At 37.9% G+C, this 15,087-nt stretch carries 15 protein-coding genes; 12 read left to right on the forward strand and 3 right to left on the reverse strand.

Translation table 11 applies throughout. The features are described from left to right. Positions 1–5 precede the first annotated feature (5 nt). Both speD and M3175_RS00460 read left to right on the forward strand, forming a co-directional pair. Positions 6–815, forward strand: coding sequence for an adenosylmethionine decarboxylase (gene speD / locus M3175_RS00455; RefSeq protein ID WP_251513426.1), 810 nt, complete (start codon positions 6–8; stop codon positions 813–815). Between the two features lie 94 nt (positions 816–909). Then, positions 910–1,749: a YtnP family quorum-quenching lactonase gene (locus tag M3175_RS00460; RefSeq protein WP_251513428.1), complete on the forward strand. Its 840-nt coding sequence runs from the start codon at positions 910–912 to the stop codon at positions 1,747–1,749. A gap of 27 nt (positions 1,750–1,776) precedes the next feature. Here M3175_RS00460 and M3175_RS00465 read toward each other — a convergent pair whose 3' ends face one another. Next, positions 1,777–2,088, reverse strand: coding sequence for a PepSY domain-containing protein (locus M3175_RS00465; protein WP_251513431.1), 312 nt, complete (start codon positions 2,086–2,088; stop codon positions 1,777–1,779). Positions 2,089–2,248: 160 nt separating this feature from the next. On the opposite strand from M3175_RS00465, the gene M3175_RS00470 reads away from it, so the two are divergent. The 7 genes from M3175_RS00470 to murC all read left to right on the forward strand — a co-directional run bounded on the left by M3175_RS00470 (position 2,249) and on the right by murC (position 10,135). Continuing rightward, entirely contained in the window at positions 2,249–3,322 is a 1,074-nt protein-coding gene (locus M3175_RS00470) for a M42 family metallopeptidase (protein WP_251513432.1), read from the forward strand. 61 nt (positions 3,323–3,383) lie between these two features. Then, positions 3,384–3,914 carry a DUF84 family protein gene (locus tag M3175_RS00475; protein WP_251513434.1) on the forward strand — a complete coding sequence of 177 codons (531 nt, stop codon included), beginning with the start codon at positions 3,384–3,386 and terminating at the stop codon, positions 3,912–3,914. Positions 3,915–3,996: 82 nt separating this feature from the next. Then, complete coding sequence (locus tag M3175_RS00480; protein ID WP_251513436.1) at positions 3,997–4,515, forward strand: hypothetical protein; 519 nt, start codon at positions 3,997–3,999, stop codon at positions 4,513–4,515. A gap of 119 nt (positions 4,516–4,634) precedes the next feature. Continuing rightward, a complete protein-coding gene (locus M3175_RS00485) occupies positions 4,635–4,946 on the forward strand; it encodes a thioredoxin family protein (RefSeq protein ID WP_251513438.1) in 312 nt (103 codons plus the stop codon). Positions 4,947–5,036: 90 nt separating this feature from the next. Then, positions 5,037–5,840, forward strand: a complete 804-nt coding sequence (locus M3175_RS00490) for a DUF1444 domain-containing protein (RefSeq protein WP_251515191.1) — start codon at positions 5,037–5,039, stop codon at positions 5,838–5,840. Between the two features lie 187 nt (positions 5,841–6,027). Beyond that, the gene (locus tag M3175_RS00495) at positions 6,028–8,604 is read left to right on the forward strand and encodes a DNA translocase FtsK (RefSeq protein ID WP_251513439.1); all 2,577 of its coding nucleotides are present in this window, start codon (positions 6,028–6,030) and stop codon (positions 8,602–8,604) included. Between the two features lie 235 nt (positions 8,605–8,839). Further along, positions 8,840–10,135, forward strand: a complete 1,296-nt coding sequence (gene murC, locus M3175_RS00500) for a UDP-N-acetylmuramate--L-alanine ligase (protein WP_251513441.1) — start codon at positions 8,840–8,842, stop codon at positions 10,133–10,135. A 35-nt stretch (positions 10,136–10,170) separates the two neighbouring features. On the opposite strand, the gene M3175_RS00505 is transcribed toward murC, so the two are convergent. After that, positions 10,171–11,286, reverse strand: coding sequence for an aminopeptidase (locus tag M3175_RS00505; RefSeq protein WP_251513443.1), 1,116 nt, complete (start codon positions 11,284–11,286; stop codon positions 10,171–10,173). 191 nt (positions 11,287–11,477) lie between these two features. Between M3175_RS00505 and M3175_RS00510 the strand changes: the two genes are divergently transcribed. The 3 genes from M3175_RS00510 (at position 11,478) to ytxJ (ending at position 12,860) form a co-directional block, all read left to right on the forward strand. Continuing rightward, the gene (locus M3175_RS00510; protein ID WP_251513460.1) at positions 11,478–11,948 is read left to right on the forward strand and encodes a DUF948 domain-containing protein; all 471 of its coding nucleotides are present in this window, start codon (positions 11,478–11,480) and stop codon (positions 11,946–11,948) included. Between the two features lie 14 nt (positions 11,949–11,962). Further along, positions 11,963–12,424, forward strand: a complete 462-nt coding sequence (locus tag M3175_RS00515; protein ID WP_251513474.1) for a YtxH domain-containing protein — start codon at positions 11,963–11,965, stop codon at positions 12,422–12,424. 109 nt (positions 12,425–12,533) lie between these two features. Further along, on the forward strand, positions 12,534–12,860 hold the full coding sequence (gene ytxJ, locus M3175_RS00520) for a bacillithiol system redox-active protein YtxJ (protein WP_251513477.1): 327 nt from the start codon (positions 12,534–12,536) through the stop codon (positions 12,858–12,860). A gap of 19 nt (positions 12,861–12,879) precedes the next feature. Here ytxJ and pilM read toward each other — a convergent pair whose 3' ends face one another. Beyond that, positions 12,880–15,045, reverse strand: coding sequence for a pilus assembly protein PilM (pilM, locus tag M3175_RS00525; RefSeq protein WP_251515193.1), 2,166 nt, complete (start codon positions 15,043–15,045; stop codon positions 12,880–12,882). Between the last annotated feature and the right edge of the window lie 42 nt (positions 15,046–15,087).

Here is a 15,087-nt window from a genome sequence, read left to right on the forward strand (position 1 = left end):
AATGAATGCTCACTCCAGAACAGCGAATTGAGTTGCATGGATTTAATAACTTAACTAAATCACTTAGCTTTAATATGTATGATATTTGTTACACAAAAACCAGACAAGAGCGAGAAGCTTACTTAGAATATATTGATGAACAATATAATGCAGACCGGTTAACCAAAATTTTAAAAAATGTATCCGATATTATTGGTGCACATGTTTTAAATATTGCTCAGCAGGATTATGTACCGCAGGGAGCAAGTGTGACCATCCTCGTTTCTGAAGGACCTGTTGTTGAGGTACCGACTGAGTCTACATATGACGAATCACCAGGTCCACTACCTGATTCAGTGGTGATGCAATTGGATAAAAGTCATATTACGGTTCATACGTACCCAGAGTTTCATCCATATGAAGGAATTAGTACTTTCCGTGCGGACATTGATGTCTCTACTTGTGGGGAAATCTCTCCTTTAAAAGCGTTAAATTACTTAATCCATTCGTTTGATACAGATATTATGACGATTGATTATCGGGTACGCGGGTTTACGAGGGATAAACACGGTCACAAATTGTTTATTGATCATGATATCACATCGATACAAAACTTTATTCCGGACGAGATCAAGAATCAATATGATATGATTGATGTAAACGTGTATCAAGAGAATATTTTTCATACAAAGTGCAAACTGAAAAATTTTGATTTAAATAATTATTTATTTGGATACACAAAGAATTCGTTAAGCCCATATGAGCAGGAAGAAATTACAGAAAGCTTAACAACCGAAATGGATGAAATTTTTTATGGAAAAAATTTTATACAGTAAATCGAGTGAGTCTATTGTCGTGATAGACTCTTTTTTATATTCCTAAAAAAGGAAGGAATGGTACAATACAGGTATAAGACCTAGGGGGGATGAAATGGAAACGTTACAGTTAAACCATGTAAAGCTTACTTGGTTAAATGGTGGAGTTACACATTTAGATGGTGGTGCCATGTTTGGTGTCGTACCGAAAGCGCTTTGGTCAAAGAAATACCCTCATAACGACAAAAATCAAATTGAGCTTCGGACGGACCCAATTTTAATTCAGCAGGATGGGAAAAACTTTTTGGTTGAGACTGGAATTGGGAAAGGAAAGCTATCTGACAAACAAAAAAAGAATTTCGGTGTCACAGAGGAATCAGAACTACTACATTCCTTAGAGAAATTAGGGTTAACAAAAGAAAATATTGATTATGTTTTAATGACACATTTGCACTTTGATCATGCTTGTGGGCTAACAGAAAAAGTGAACAACGAGTATGTTTCTGTATTTCCTAACGCAGAAATTATCGTTTCCACAGTAGAGTGGAATGAAATGAGAAAACCAAATATTCGGTCTCAAAATACATACTGGAAAGAAAATTGGCAAAGCATAGAATCACAGGTGGTTCCTTTTGAGAAAGAGTGGGTCAAAGGGAAAATAAAAATGGTGCATACAGGCGGACATAGTGATGGACATTCCATTCTTATCATTGAGGATGACCATGAAATGATTATTCATATGGCAGATATCATGCCTACACATGCCCATCAAAATCCACTTTGGGTTATGGCATACGATGATTACCCAATGAATTCAATAGATGCAAAGCAAAAGTGGCTTCAATTTGGGATAGAGAATCAGGCTTGGTTTACCTTTTATCATGATGCTTTCTATCGCGCACTAAAGTGGAATGAGCATTATGAAATTGTTGAGTCAGTGAAGAGAGAGAGATAAGAAAAGCTGCCCTATTGGCAGCTTTTCTTATAGTGAATATACTTCTAGAATGGTTCCAGTTTTTGCATCTGATACAAATTCGTATTGTTCTAAAGTGTCATCTACTGTTCGTGATACTCCACCTTTATACACATCATAGGTTATGTTGTTTTTTTCAAACGGCTCGGTTGTCATTTGGATCCAAGAGCCACTAATTGGACCTCTTTCTTTAAATTTTGCCTTTGCGTGTGTAAGGGCTTTTTCTGGGGACACTTTGCCCTTTTGGGAGACCCATTCGCTAGCCAGAAAGCCTGAAATGATTCCAACAGAAACACCAGTAAAAAATGATTTCCAGTTCATAAAGCCCCTCCTTTTTCATACCAATAAATCCTTCTTCCATCATATCAAATTTTGCGCACATAATTAAGCGTAGCAGCCAATAAAGTGGTAACACGTAGGAAAGTTAAGTAAAATAAGAATGTACATAAAGAGTCATGTGAATATTAGGAGGCCATAATACATGAATTCGAAGACATTACAGCTTTTCAAAACGCTAACGGAACTTCAGGGTGCATCAGGAAATGAGCATTTGGTTAGAAAGTTTATGCGTGAACAATTAACTCAGTATTCTGATGAAATCATTCAAGATAATTTAGGAAGTATTTTTGGAGTGAAGCACGGAAATTCCAAGGGTCCTCGTGTGATGGTTGCGGGACATATGGACGAGGTTGGATTTATGGTTACTGCGATTACAGATAATGGGATGATTCGTTTTCAGCCATTAGGCGGTTGGTGGAGCCAAGTTTTACTAGCACAGCGTGTACAGGTCATGACAAATGACGGACCTGTTACTGGGGTGATTGCTTCCATTCCTCCTCATCTTTTGGACGAAAGTAAGAGAAGTAAGCCGATGGAAATTAGCAATATGTTGATTGATATTGGGGCAGATAGCAGGGATCACGCAAAGGAACTAGGCATTAAGCCAGGACAGCAAATTGTACCAATCTGTCCGTTTACCCCAATGGCAAATGAAAAGAAAATAATGGCTAAGGCTTGGGATAATCGGTATGGTTGTGGTCTAGCTATTGAATTATTAGAAGAAGTTCAAGGAGAGAGCTTGCCAAATATTTTATATTCTGGCGCAACAGTTCAAGAAGAAGTTGGATTGAGAGGGGCACAAACAGCAGCCGCTTTAATTAAGCCAGATATCTTCTTTGCCCTTGATGCAAGTCCTGCAAATGATGCTGCGGGTGATAAAAATGAGTTTGGTCAACTAGGAAAAGGAGCACTGCTAAGAATTCTAGATCGATCAATGGTGACCCATCGTGGGATGAGGGAGTTTGTTCTAGATACAGCAGAGACGCATAATATATCATATCAATACTTTGTCTCCCCTGGTGGTACTGATGCTGGACGAGTGCATATCTCAAATGAAGGCGTTCCAAGTGCTGTTGTTGGTATTTGCTCTCGATACATCCATACTGCCGCTTCAATTGTTCATGTTGATGATTATGCTGCTGCAAAAGAGCTTTTAATAAAACTTGTAAAAGCTTGTGACCAGACTACAGTAGATACGATTAGACAAAATAGTTAAAAACGATAGGGAGGTACCATTGGTAACCTCTCCTTTTATATTGAAGCTGAGGTGTAGTTATATGCATGTGGCAGTAGGATCAAAAAACCAAACGAAAGTAAAAGCTGTTGAAGAGGCCTTTAAGAGATATCGTGCAACAGTCATGGGAATGGATGTCCCATCTGGAGTAAGTGAACAACCCTTTTCAGATGAAGAGACGATTCAAGGAGCCATCAATCGAGCACAAGCAGCTCTTGAAAATAGTGATGCAGAAATAGGGATAGGTCTTGAAGGTGGAGTGCAGCAAACGAAATTTGGAATGATGTTATGTAATTGGGGGGCATTAGTTCAACATGGAAAATCCCCCATTAGCAGCGGTGGAGCTAGGATCTTATTACCAAAAGAAATTGAGCATAGGCTTTTAGTAGGAGAAGAATTAGGTCCGATTATGGATGAATTCATGAAAAAAACCAATATTCGAAGCAAAGAAGGAGCCATTGGAATCTTTACAAATGGACTCATCCCGAGGCAGGGAATGTTTCTTCACGTCAGCACTTTACTTGTCGGTCAGTATGAATACAGGCACATAAACGGTTTAGAAACACAATTGTAACAATTGGAAGGCTTGTCATTGGATAGGGAGACGGGTATGATAGACATGAAGACAATAGTTCCTATGTAGGGAGGAAGAAAGTATGAGAAAGTATATACAGGCATCTCTCCTCTGTATAGCTGCTCTATTTTACCTTAGCGGATGTTCTGCATCCTTTGACGAAGAGGAAACAGAAACAGTTAATGCTGTGGAGAACGCATTTAAGGAAGAGGCTAAAAAACCAAATAATAAAACTGAGGAAATTGAATATTATTTACCTTTTGGTTTTGAAGTGGAAGAAGAATCTCCCAATAATATTATTTTAAAGAATGGTTCAAAAACATATATATTGTTTTACAATCCTATAGAAGGTCAAGATAGCGAAGTCGTTTACCAATCAACAGTCGATCAAGACAAATACGATACCGATAAAGTAATCAAAACGGATGGGAAATATGGTTATCTATTAGTAAAAAAGCTAGAGAATAACCTGAACGAGCTTACTATAGGGGTTGGTGGTATGAAGATTACCACAGAAACAAAAACAAGGTCTCTAAGCAGCGAAGCAGATATGATGATTGACATCGTTAACTCCATAAAGTTAAAAGGAAGCGAAGGATGAAGTCCTTCGTTTTTTGTTGGAAGCTAATTTCTTTTCAAAATAAGCTACAATGATTTAGAATATGGGGTAGTCTGAATAACAATTTACTTACTGTATAAACTGTAATGGGAGGTAATCATATGAAAATGCTTGAGAGTGTAGAACAGTTTGAAACGATGAAAAATAACGGGAAACATATTTTTATGTTTTCGGCAAATTGGTGTCCAGACTGCCGAGTCATTGAGCCGGTCTTGCCAGAAATAGAAGAGAAATATAGTGAATACCAATTTGTACATGTAGATCGTGATCAGTTTATTGACCTGTGTATTAGCTTAGATGTGTTCGGAATCCCAAGTTTTATCGCGTTTGCAGATGGAAACGAGCTAGGTCGTTTTGTCAGCAAAGACCGGAAAACCCAAGAGGAAATTGAGCAATTTATCGAAGGTCTATAATAATGAAATAGCTCCCAATCCTCCCAAGATTGGGGCTATTTCATGTAGAAAAAAGCGTATTCTCCAAAAAGGAGGGAAGTATTTATGAAGATGGATAGTAAAAAAATGAAGGCGGAACTTGAAAAATGCCTTCAAAGTGAAAGTCGTACGATTACTTATGACCGAAAAAATGATTTATTACGTATAGAGAGTAAGGAAAGTGGACGAGGTATTACGGTTGAGTTGCCTAGAATTATAGCAAAATGGGAAGTAGACAAAGAAAAGGCCATTGATGAAGTTGTATATTATGTTGAAGAAGGTCTTAAGGCTATGGATGAGAAAACGACTCAACAAGGTGAAAAAACTCGGATTTTCCCTGTCATACGATCTACGTCTACACCAGTTGTATCGCGTGAAGAAATTCCGCTAGTATATGATGATCATACGGCCGAAACTAGAGTGTATTATGCGTTAGATTTGGGAAATGCCTACCGAATTATTGATGAAGCATTAATGGCAAAGGAAAATTGGACGAGAGACTATATTCGGGAAGTAGCTCTATTCAATGTAAGAAGCCTAAAGACTAACATGAAACGCGATGAAGTGGCAGGAAATATCTTTTATTTTCTCAATACAAACGACGGGTATGATGCAAGCCGTGTCCTAAACGATGCATTTTTAAAGGAAATGAGTTCGAAAATTACTGGTGATATGGCTGTAGCGGTTCCACATCAGGATGTATTAATTTTAGCAGATATTCAAAATGAGACCGGTTATGATATTCTCGCACAAATGACCATGAGCTTTTTTGCCAGCGGTCGAGTGCCAATCACGGCATTATCCTTTTTATATGAAAATGGTGAATTAGAACCGATCTTTATCTTAGGAAAAAATAGAAGCAAAAAACCAAACTAAAGGGCCAATCAGGGTCCTTTTTTCTTTTTTATGTTGTCCTGAAACAAAGACCAACAAGCTTACTGGTAGTTAGGTCAAAAGATTCAAAATTATATTATTACTAGCAATCTTTTATTTCTTGTCGATATTATTGTATTCAATGATAAAATAAGAAGACATGATGAGATAGAAGAAAGAGTGATAAGGTTTGAATTGGTTTAAGAAATTATTTAGTAAAATAAGTGACGACGATGAAGTGGAAGAAATAAATGAACAAATAGTAGAACCCTTTAAAGAAACTAAAAAAGAACAAAAGGATATTGATGCTCGAATTGTCTACCAGTATCCGAAGGGGAAATTTAAGTTTCCGTTAATACCTGATGAAAGAGAAATGCAGCAAACAACAAGAAAGAGTAGAGAAGAAAGGACTTCTTCCCGTCAACGAACAGAACCAGAGAGGAAAAGTGAACCGGTTCGTTCGAAGCCTAGAGTTGGCTCTCTTACAAAAAGCAAAGTAAGTCCTCCTCCTAAAAGTGAAACAAAAAATAGAGATGTATCAAGAAGACCGTTTCGACCAACAGAAATTCCTTCTCCAGTTTATGGGTTTGAGAAAAGGGGAAGAACGCAGGAGGAGAAGCCGGTAGAATACGAGTTAAACTCCTTTTTGAAGAAAGAGTACATAGAGCGATCTTATGAGGCACCTGTTAAGGGAGAAAAAATAGAGAAACAAGCCATTGAAGAAGTGGTTCAAGTAGAAGAACCGATTATAAATACGGATCCAATTGAATTAGTTAGCATGGATCCTACGGAGGAATTGCTTCCTGTAGAAACAGGGGTAGACCTAGAATATGTTCATCTAGAACAAATAGAGAGAGTTAATGAGGAAGTTATAGAGGAAGACGTTCCATCGGAGCCTACCTGGGAATTGGAGGTTGCCGTAGCAGTTGAGAGTTCCACCCAGGAAGAGGTAAAGCTAAAAGTTGAACAGAGTGTTCAAATAGAAGAACTGCAAGTAGAAGTACAGAGTATACAGACAGAAGAATGGACTGTTGCCGAAGAGGAACTTGAACAGGTAGAAGTGCAAACAATCGAAGAAAGCATGCAACAGAATACGGAACAGAATATCAAACAGGAGGAATTAGATCATAATGAAGAACCTCCTTTCGTACCTGCACCCAAACGCTCGCATTTGCCTTTTAATGTATTAATGTTGAAAGAAGATCGTCGTAAATTAGAGGAAAAAAGGAATCAAATAAAGAGTGAAGTCACTTTTGAACCACCCTCGCCATTGATAACTGAAAAGGAAGCCGAAGATAATGAGCAGCCTATTAGCGTCAATGAGATAGCTGAAGTGATCGATGAGGAAAATCCGTACTATGTATTCCCGGTGCTCGATCTTCTTTCACCTCCCGTTGTATATGATACTAGTGGAGAATGGCTTGAAGAGAGGGAAAGACTACTAAACGACACGTTAGAAAGTTTTAATGTTCGAGCAAGTGTGGTAAATGTTACACAAGGTCCATCGGTTACAAGGTTTGAAGTGCAACCGGAGCCAGGGGTAAAGGTAAATAAAATCACTAATCTAGCAGATGATATCAAATTAAGTCTTGCCGCAAAGGATATTCGAATTGAAGCACCGATTCCAGGAAAACACACAATTGGGATTGAGGTCCCGAATGAAGTAAGTAGACCGGTTTTACTCTCAGAAATAGTAAACAGTACTGAATTTCTTCATTCGAAGTCTCCGTTAACAGCTGTACTCGGACTAGATATATCCGGAAAGCCTATTGTAACTGATTTGCGTAAAATGCCGCACGGATTAATTGCAGGAGCTACTGGATCGGGGAAAAGTGTGTGCATAAATACCATCTTGGTCAGCCTCCTCTATAAAGCAAGGCCTGATGAATTAAAGCTTCTATTAATTGATCCAAAGATGGTTGAACTAGCGCCTTATAATCAAATACCGCATCTTGTAAGCCCAGTGATTACGGATGTAAAAGCAGCTACAGCTGCCCTTAAGTGGGCTGTTGAAGAAATGGAAAGACGATACGAATTATTTGCACATACGGGAGTACGTGAGATTAATCGTTTTAATGAACAATGTGAACAGCATAATCAACATGCCGATAAGCTACCGTTCATTGTCATTATTATAGATGAATTAGCGGACTTGATGATGATGGCTCCTGCAGATGTCGAGGAAGCGATATGTCGAATTGCTCAAAAGGCAAGAGCGTGTGGTATTCACTTAATTATTGCAACACAACGCCCGTCTGTTGATGTTATTACCGGATTAATTAAAGCAAATGTTCCTACAAGAATCGCCTTTTCTGTATCCAGTCAAATCGATTCTCGTACGATTATTGATATTGCTGGAGCAGAACGTCTATTAGGTCGTGGGGATATGCTATTTTTAGAAAATGGATCCTCAAAGCCTGTTCGCCTTCAAGGTACATTTGTTTCGGATGAAGAAATTGATCAAGTAGTTGCTCATGTGCGAAGAGAACAAAGTCCAAACTACTTGTTTCATCAAGAGGAGCTCTTAAAGAGGGCGGCTGTTACTGAAGAAGAAGATGAACTATTCTTTGAAGCTTGTGAATTTGTCGTGGATCAAGGATCTGCTTCGACCTCGAGCCTTCAAAGAAGATTCAAGATTGGTTATAATCGAGCAGCTAGATTAATTGATATGATGGAGAAAAACGGGTATATATCTGAAAACCGTGGAAGTAAACCGCGTGATGTATTAATTAATCAGGATGATCTTCAAAGTTTACAAGAAATGTAAGTATGATTATTTTAGGCTTTTTTTCATAAACTATGGAGTAAAATAGACATAGAAAGAAAAGGTATTATGGCCAAACGTTGCATAGTTTTTATAATTAAAAGATGATATAATGTCACAATATGATAAAATCGTGTTCACTATTTGCTAGCAAAGAGGGTTGTCATGCAAAAATGAGCAAATAAAAGAAAATGTCATATACTGTGATACAGTTAGAAGATGGTTGGAGGTTCTTTATATGACAATTTACCATTTTGTGGGTATAAAAGGATCTGGAATGAGTGCACTAGCACAAATTCTTCATGATATGAATTTTGAGGTTCAGGGTTCAGATGTTGAGAAACGTTTCTTTACACAGACGGCCCTTGAGCATTTAGGAATAAAGATCCTACCTTTCCAAAAAGAAAATATTGTACCAGGATTAACAGTTATTGCTGGAAATGCCTATAAAGATGATCATGAAGAAATTCAAGAAGCGATGAAACTAGGTTTACCTGTCATTCGATATCACCGTTTTTTAGGTGATTTTATGCAAAATTTCACTAGTATTGCTGTGACTGGTGCCCATGGGAAGACATCTACAACCGGGCTCCTTTCGCATGTCATGAGAGGTGCAAAACCAACTGCATTTTTAATCGGAGATGGTACGGGTAAAGGGGAAGAAAATGCCGAGTATTTTGTGTTTGAAGCTTGTGAATATAGAAGGCATTTCCTTTCGTATTTTCCAGATTATGCAATCATGACGAATATTGATTTTGATCACCCTGATTATTTTGCCAATATTGATGATGTATTTTCTGCATTTCAAGAGATGGCATGGCAGGTGAAAAAAGGGATTTTTGCTTGTGGCGATGATGAGCAACTTCAAAAGATTCAAGCAAAAGTACCTGTAGTTTTTTATGGCTTTGGCGAAGAAAATGACTTCCAGGCGAGAAATGTTGTAAAAACTACTGAAGGAACGACCTTTGATGTATTTGTTAGAAACACTTTTTATGATACATTCCAGGTACCAACCTTTGGGGATCACAATGTATTAAATGCTCTTGCTGTTATTGCCATTTGTCACTATGAGGAGCTCTCAGCTGACAAGGTTAAGGAACAGCTCTTAAGCTTTACTGGTGTTAAGAGAAGATTTACAGAAAAGCACGTCGGCTCTCAAGTGTTGATTGATGATTATGCACATCATCCAACGGAGATTAAGGCGACAGTTGATGCAGCAAGACAAAAGTATCCAGATCGTGAAATTGTTGCTGTATTCCAACCTCATACATTTACAAGAACACAAACATTTTTAGAGGAATTTGCTAATAGTCTTCAATTAGCAGATAAAGTATATTTATGTGATATTTTTGGTTCGGCCAGGGAGAACCATGGCAAGTTATCAATCGAGGACTTGCGAAATAAGATCGAATCGGCTGAAATGATTAATGAAGAAAATACAGAAACTTTAAAGCAACACGAAAACAGCGTTATCCTGTTCATGGGAGCAGGAGATATTCAAAAGTTCCAAGAAGCTTACGAGCGCCAATTATAACAAAAAGATGCAGCTTTAATGGCTGCATCTTTTTGTTATTTTAAATTCTCGGGGTTTAATACTTCTAGCTCTTTAATTACGAAGCGTCCATCCTTTCTCACTAACACATCGTCAAAGTACATTTCTCCACCGCCGTAGTCGCTGCGTTGAATATTAACCATGTCCCAGTGAATGTTGGAATGATTTCCATTAAAGGCGTCATCATAACATTGACCAGGCGTAAAATGGAAGCTTCCATCAATCTTTTCATCAAATAAGATATCTTGCATCGGATGTAAGATATAAGGATTCACACCAATGGCAAATTCTCCGACAAAGCGTGCCCCTTCATCTGTATCGAATATTTTATTAATTCGCTCTGTATCATTTGCAGTTGCCTCAACAATTTTTCCATCCTTAAAGGTTAGTTTTACATTTTCAAATGTAAAGCCTTGATACGGAGAAGGAGTATTGTAAGTGATGACTCCATTGACTGAATCACGTACTGGAGCCGTATACACTTCTCCATCAGGAATGTTCATTTGTCCCGAGCACTTTATGGCAGGTATGTCTTTAATTGAGAAGGATAGGTCAGTTCCTGGACCAGTGATTCTTACTTTGTCCGTTTTGTTCATTAATTTAACTAGGGCATCCATTGCCTGATCCATTTTGCCATAATCTAAATTACAAACATTAAAATAGAAATCTTCAAAGCCTTCTGTGCTCATTTTTGCTAGTTGCGCCATTGATGAATTTGGATAACGAAGGACAACCCATTTTGTTTTAGGAACACGGATATCACGGTGTACTTTCTTTCCGATCGTTGATCCGTGAATTTTCATTTTGTCATCGGGAACATCCGCGTGCTCGTTGATATTGTCGCCTGAACGTAATCCTATGTATGCATCCATTTGACTCATAACGTTCGCTTCAAAATCTGCCATTAAGTTAAATTGTTCTTCTTGTGCACCTAGAAGCAATGCTCGGTCCACTTGCTGATCTTTAAGGAGTACGTAAGGATGTCCTCCTGCAGCATACGCTTCCTTTACTAATGCTGTTACTAGCTCTCGCTGCAAACCAAAATTTTCAATTAGCACCTTTTCACCAGGTTGTAGCTTAACAGAGTAATTGATAAGGTTTTTTGCTAGAAGCTCAATGCGTGAATCTTTCATTTTATTCCCTTCCTTTTAAAAAACTTTTAACACATTTATTATTGTAACCTAAAGGGCGAAAGTTGGCGCATTTATAACAATTTTGTTTTGTTTATGGTAAAATTTAAGTATTGATTTATTACGATTGACGTTTAATGCATACTTTGTAGGGTAAGTAATAAAATGTAAGCGTCAATGGAGGTGCAGGATATTTGGAGTGGATACTTTATGTTAGTTCAGGAATTGCGGCAATTGCTTTTCTTATTTTAGTCATTTTTCTATCTAAAGCGTTACAGTCTCTTCAAGTAACGTTAGATAGTATTTCAAAAACATTAAATGGGTTAGAGCGTCAGTTGGACGGAGTCACTAGGGAAACTACGGACTTGTTGCATAAAACGAATGCCCTAGCGGAAGATATTCAAAAGAAATCAGAAAGCTTAGGAAGTGTCGTTGATTCTGTTAAGGATGTTGGAGTAACGGTTCAAAAGTTTAACTCATCCCTTCAAACGATCACAAATTCTGTGAACCTTGCAGTTGAGCAAAATAAGGACAAGGTTAGTCAAGTCATCCAATGGGGCAATGTTCTGCTCGAAATGAAGGATCGATGGACTCATAGGAAAAAAGAAGAGACAGTTGTTGAAAAAGGTTCTAGTGAGAAGGCAAGAGAAAGAGGCTATTATTAGAGGAGGAATATCATATGGTGAATCACGAAACTGAAAAGGAAAATCGACAAAACGTAAATGAAACATCAGGGTCGAAGGAATTTTTAATGGGTGCGATCATCGGTGGGCTAGTTGGAGCAGCAACGGCACTATTCCTCGCTCCAAAATCAGGAAAAGAAATAAGAACGGAATTAAACACACAAGCTGAAAATTTAAAAGGGAAGACTAGTCAGCTTTATGATGTAGCAAAAACAAAGAGTACTGATCTAGCAGAGGCTGCTAAAGTAAAGTCCTCTAGCATTGGACAAGCTGTTTCCAAGCAATCCATTGATATTATGAGTAAAGTGAAATTAGTCAAACCTGTTAATGACTCGGAAGCAGATGTTGTGTATGAAGATGATTTTTCTCCCGTGTTAAGTGATGATAAGGAGCTTCAAAGAAAGCTCGAGGAAACCAAAAGAGCTTTTGATGAAACGGAATCTCAGTTAAATCATTAATAAGCAGATAAATGTTCAAAAACGCAGTGTAATGATATTATATCTACACTGCGTTTTTTATTACAATTTGTGTAAAATAAACTTATACATATCATTAGGAGGGGTAAGAATGGAACAAATTCAAACGAAGGAGCAATTTGATGCTCTTGTAGACAATGAGAGTTTTTATCTTCTAAAGCATTCGAATACTTGTCCAATCAGCCAAGCAGCTTATGAGGAATACGAGGAATTTACTAGTAACTCAAGTGTTAAGAGCTATTACTTAGTAGTTCAAACATCTAGAGAGCTTTCAAATTATATCGCAGAACGCTTTCATATTAAACATGAGTCACCTCAAGCGATTCTTTTTGTAAAAGGGGACGTAGCTTGGCATGCCTCTCACTGGAAGATTACAAGCAAAGCATTAGCTACTGTAGCGCAAGAAAATCAATTATGATAAAAAAGGAAGCTAGGTATCATGTGATAACCTGGCTTCCTTTTTTAGTTGGAAAAATGATTTGTAAAGAGTCGAAAGGTTCAAGAGTATCAAAGAATGTTGTTTCTTCGTTATTCTTTAAGAGTATGAATGAGCCATTCGTTTCTTTTGGAAGGTCAATATTCACCTCTTTAAAAATGTCTTGAAAGATAAAGGACTGTATACGTTGATGGGTGATACTTAAGGAGTCACCATTATAGATGATGCTATCCTCATGTAAGTTTTGATCCCCTCTATTCACAACGGTGATACTCCTTTTTAAGAGTATTTCTTTATCATTAAATGTGACAGGTATCGTTTGATTAAGTATATATTGATTTGCATCAGCAAGGTCCTGTAGAGTAATATTTCCCCTCATTTGGACGGTGATTTTATCTTGATTTTCAAAGCTACTTTGAAGTCTTGATTCTATTCCATTACGGTAGAGCTTCCCTGATAATGAGGGATAAAATGTATTCTTACCATTGAGGATTAGATGAAATGGTCGAAGATCGTCTATAAGATTCGTCAGATTTAAATAATGAAACAGATCTTCCAGTGTCCTCGGAAATTGAAATAGAATGGCATCTCGATCATTGAGTAGATAATTTTTATCTACCGTTTCACCATTGCATATAAATATAGGTTCAATTTGGTATACCTTTCCATTGATCTCTATTTCATTGGTTGGAATTTCATCAAGTAACTGGCCAATGGATAATGTAGTACGTTCTCCATCTTGTCCTTTTTCAACAGACAGGACATCCCCGTTTTCAATAGGATCATCTAGAGCACAACATTCTCCATTTTTCATTAATGTCGGAGGAAGACCATATTGACCAGGAATCGTAATGTTTTTTTCATTTAAAGTAATGATCATGGCTAGTCCAGGTCGCCCATATAGCTTATTCATTTTAATTCCTGCAGCTAACAAACAATCACCAACTGTTAATTTTTTTACTTCGAATAGTCTAACAGGTTGTTCATTTACGTAAACCGTCATGTATTGCACAGGTGATTGTTTGGCAGCAAGTGCGATACCAATAGGAGTCACAAGCTCTGGTCCCTTTGTGATCTTTTCAGAGATAGTTAAGGACGAAATGGCATCGATCCCTCTAATGGCAACTCGGTTTGGAGGAAGCTCAAGTTTCTCAGCAATTTTCTTTGCCAGCTCAGGTGTTAAGCTTCCTCCACCAACCAGCATAACTGCTTTTGGAGATTTTCCATTGTTAAGCTGTTGAACCTCATCGCAAATGGACCCAGCAAGGCGATCAATGGCATAAGAAATTTGTTCGATTGCCTCCCACTTTGAAACCTCTGTCTCAAATCCCAAAATATCAGTGACTGTTATGGACTCTTGGGTGTTTAATTGTCTTTTTGCCTCTTCAGCCAATGGGAAATCCAGTAAGTATTGATCACTGATTGCTTCTGTAATTTCATCTCCTGCGATAGGAACCATTCCATAAGCAATAACTGTTCCCATATCGGTTAAGGCAATATCAGACGTTCCAGCACCGATATCCACCAATGCTACATTTAATCGCCTCATGGAAGGGGGAATGAGAACATTAATGGCTGCTATTGGCTCCAGTGTTAAAGCCTCCATCTCTAACCCTGAGCGTGTTAAGGCTGCTAATAAAGATTCAACTACAACTTTCGGTAAAAAAGTGGCAATGATTTCGACAGATGCCTCGTCTCCTTGTTGGTCAATTAAGCTACCGATTTCTTCTCCATCTAAACGATAATAAAGGACAGAATATCCGACACAATAATAATAATGACTTTTCTCTTCTTTATATTTTTCTGCAACTAGAGCTTGAGCATGTTGAACAGCTAAAAGCTCCAGATGAAGAATGTCCTGTTTCTGCATGATTGGTTTGCCGTTAATGGGAAGTGATACTTTTGAGCGTTCCGTTCGTAAAGCTCTTCCCGCAGCTGCGACGCATACCTTTTGAAGACGGCCATGTTTGATTTCAAGTTTCTCTTTAATTTGGGTAATAAGCTTTGATACAGCCATAACATCATGAATTTGGCCATCTAGCATAGCGCGCTCCGAGTGCTCTATTGATAACATATCAACCACATGATATTGACCATTGGTTTCTTCAAGAATGATGCCAACACATGAGCGAGTTCCTATATCTAAAGCAAACAATTTATTATTCATTGACAAATAAAATCACACCTTCTAGCTTAGGTTCATATAATA

The organism is Robertmurraya korlensis (assembly GCF_023715225.1).
Classification (GTDB): Bacteria; Bacillota; Bacilli; order Bacillales; family Cytobacillaceae; genus Robertmurraya_A.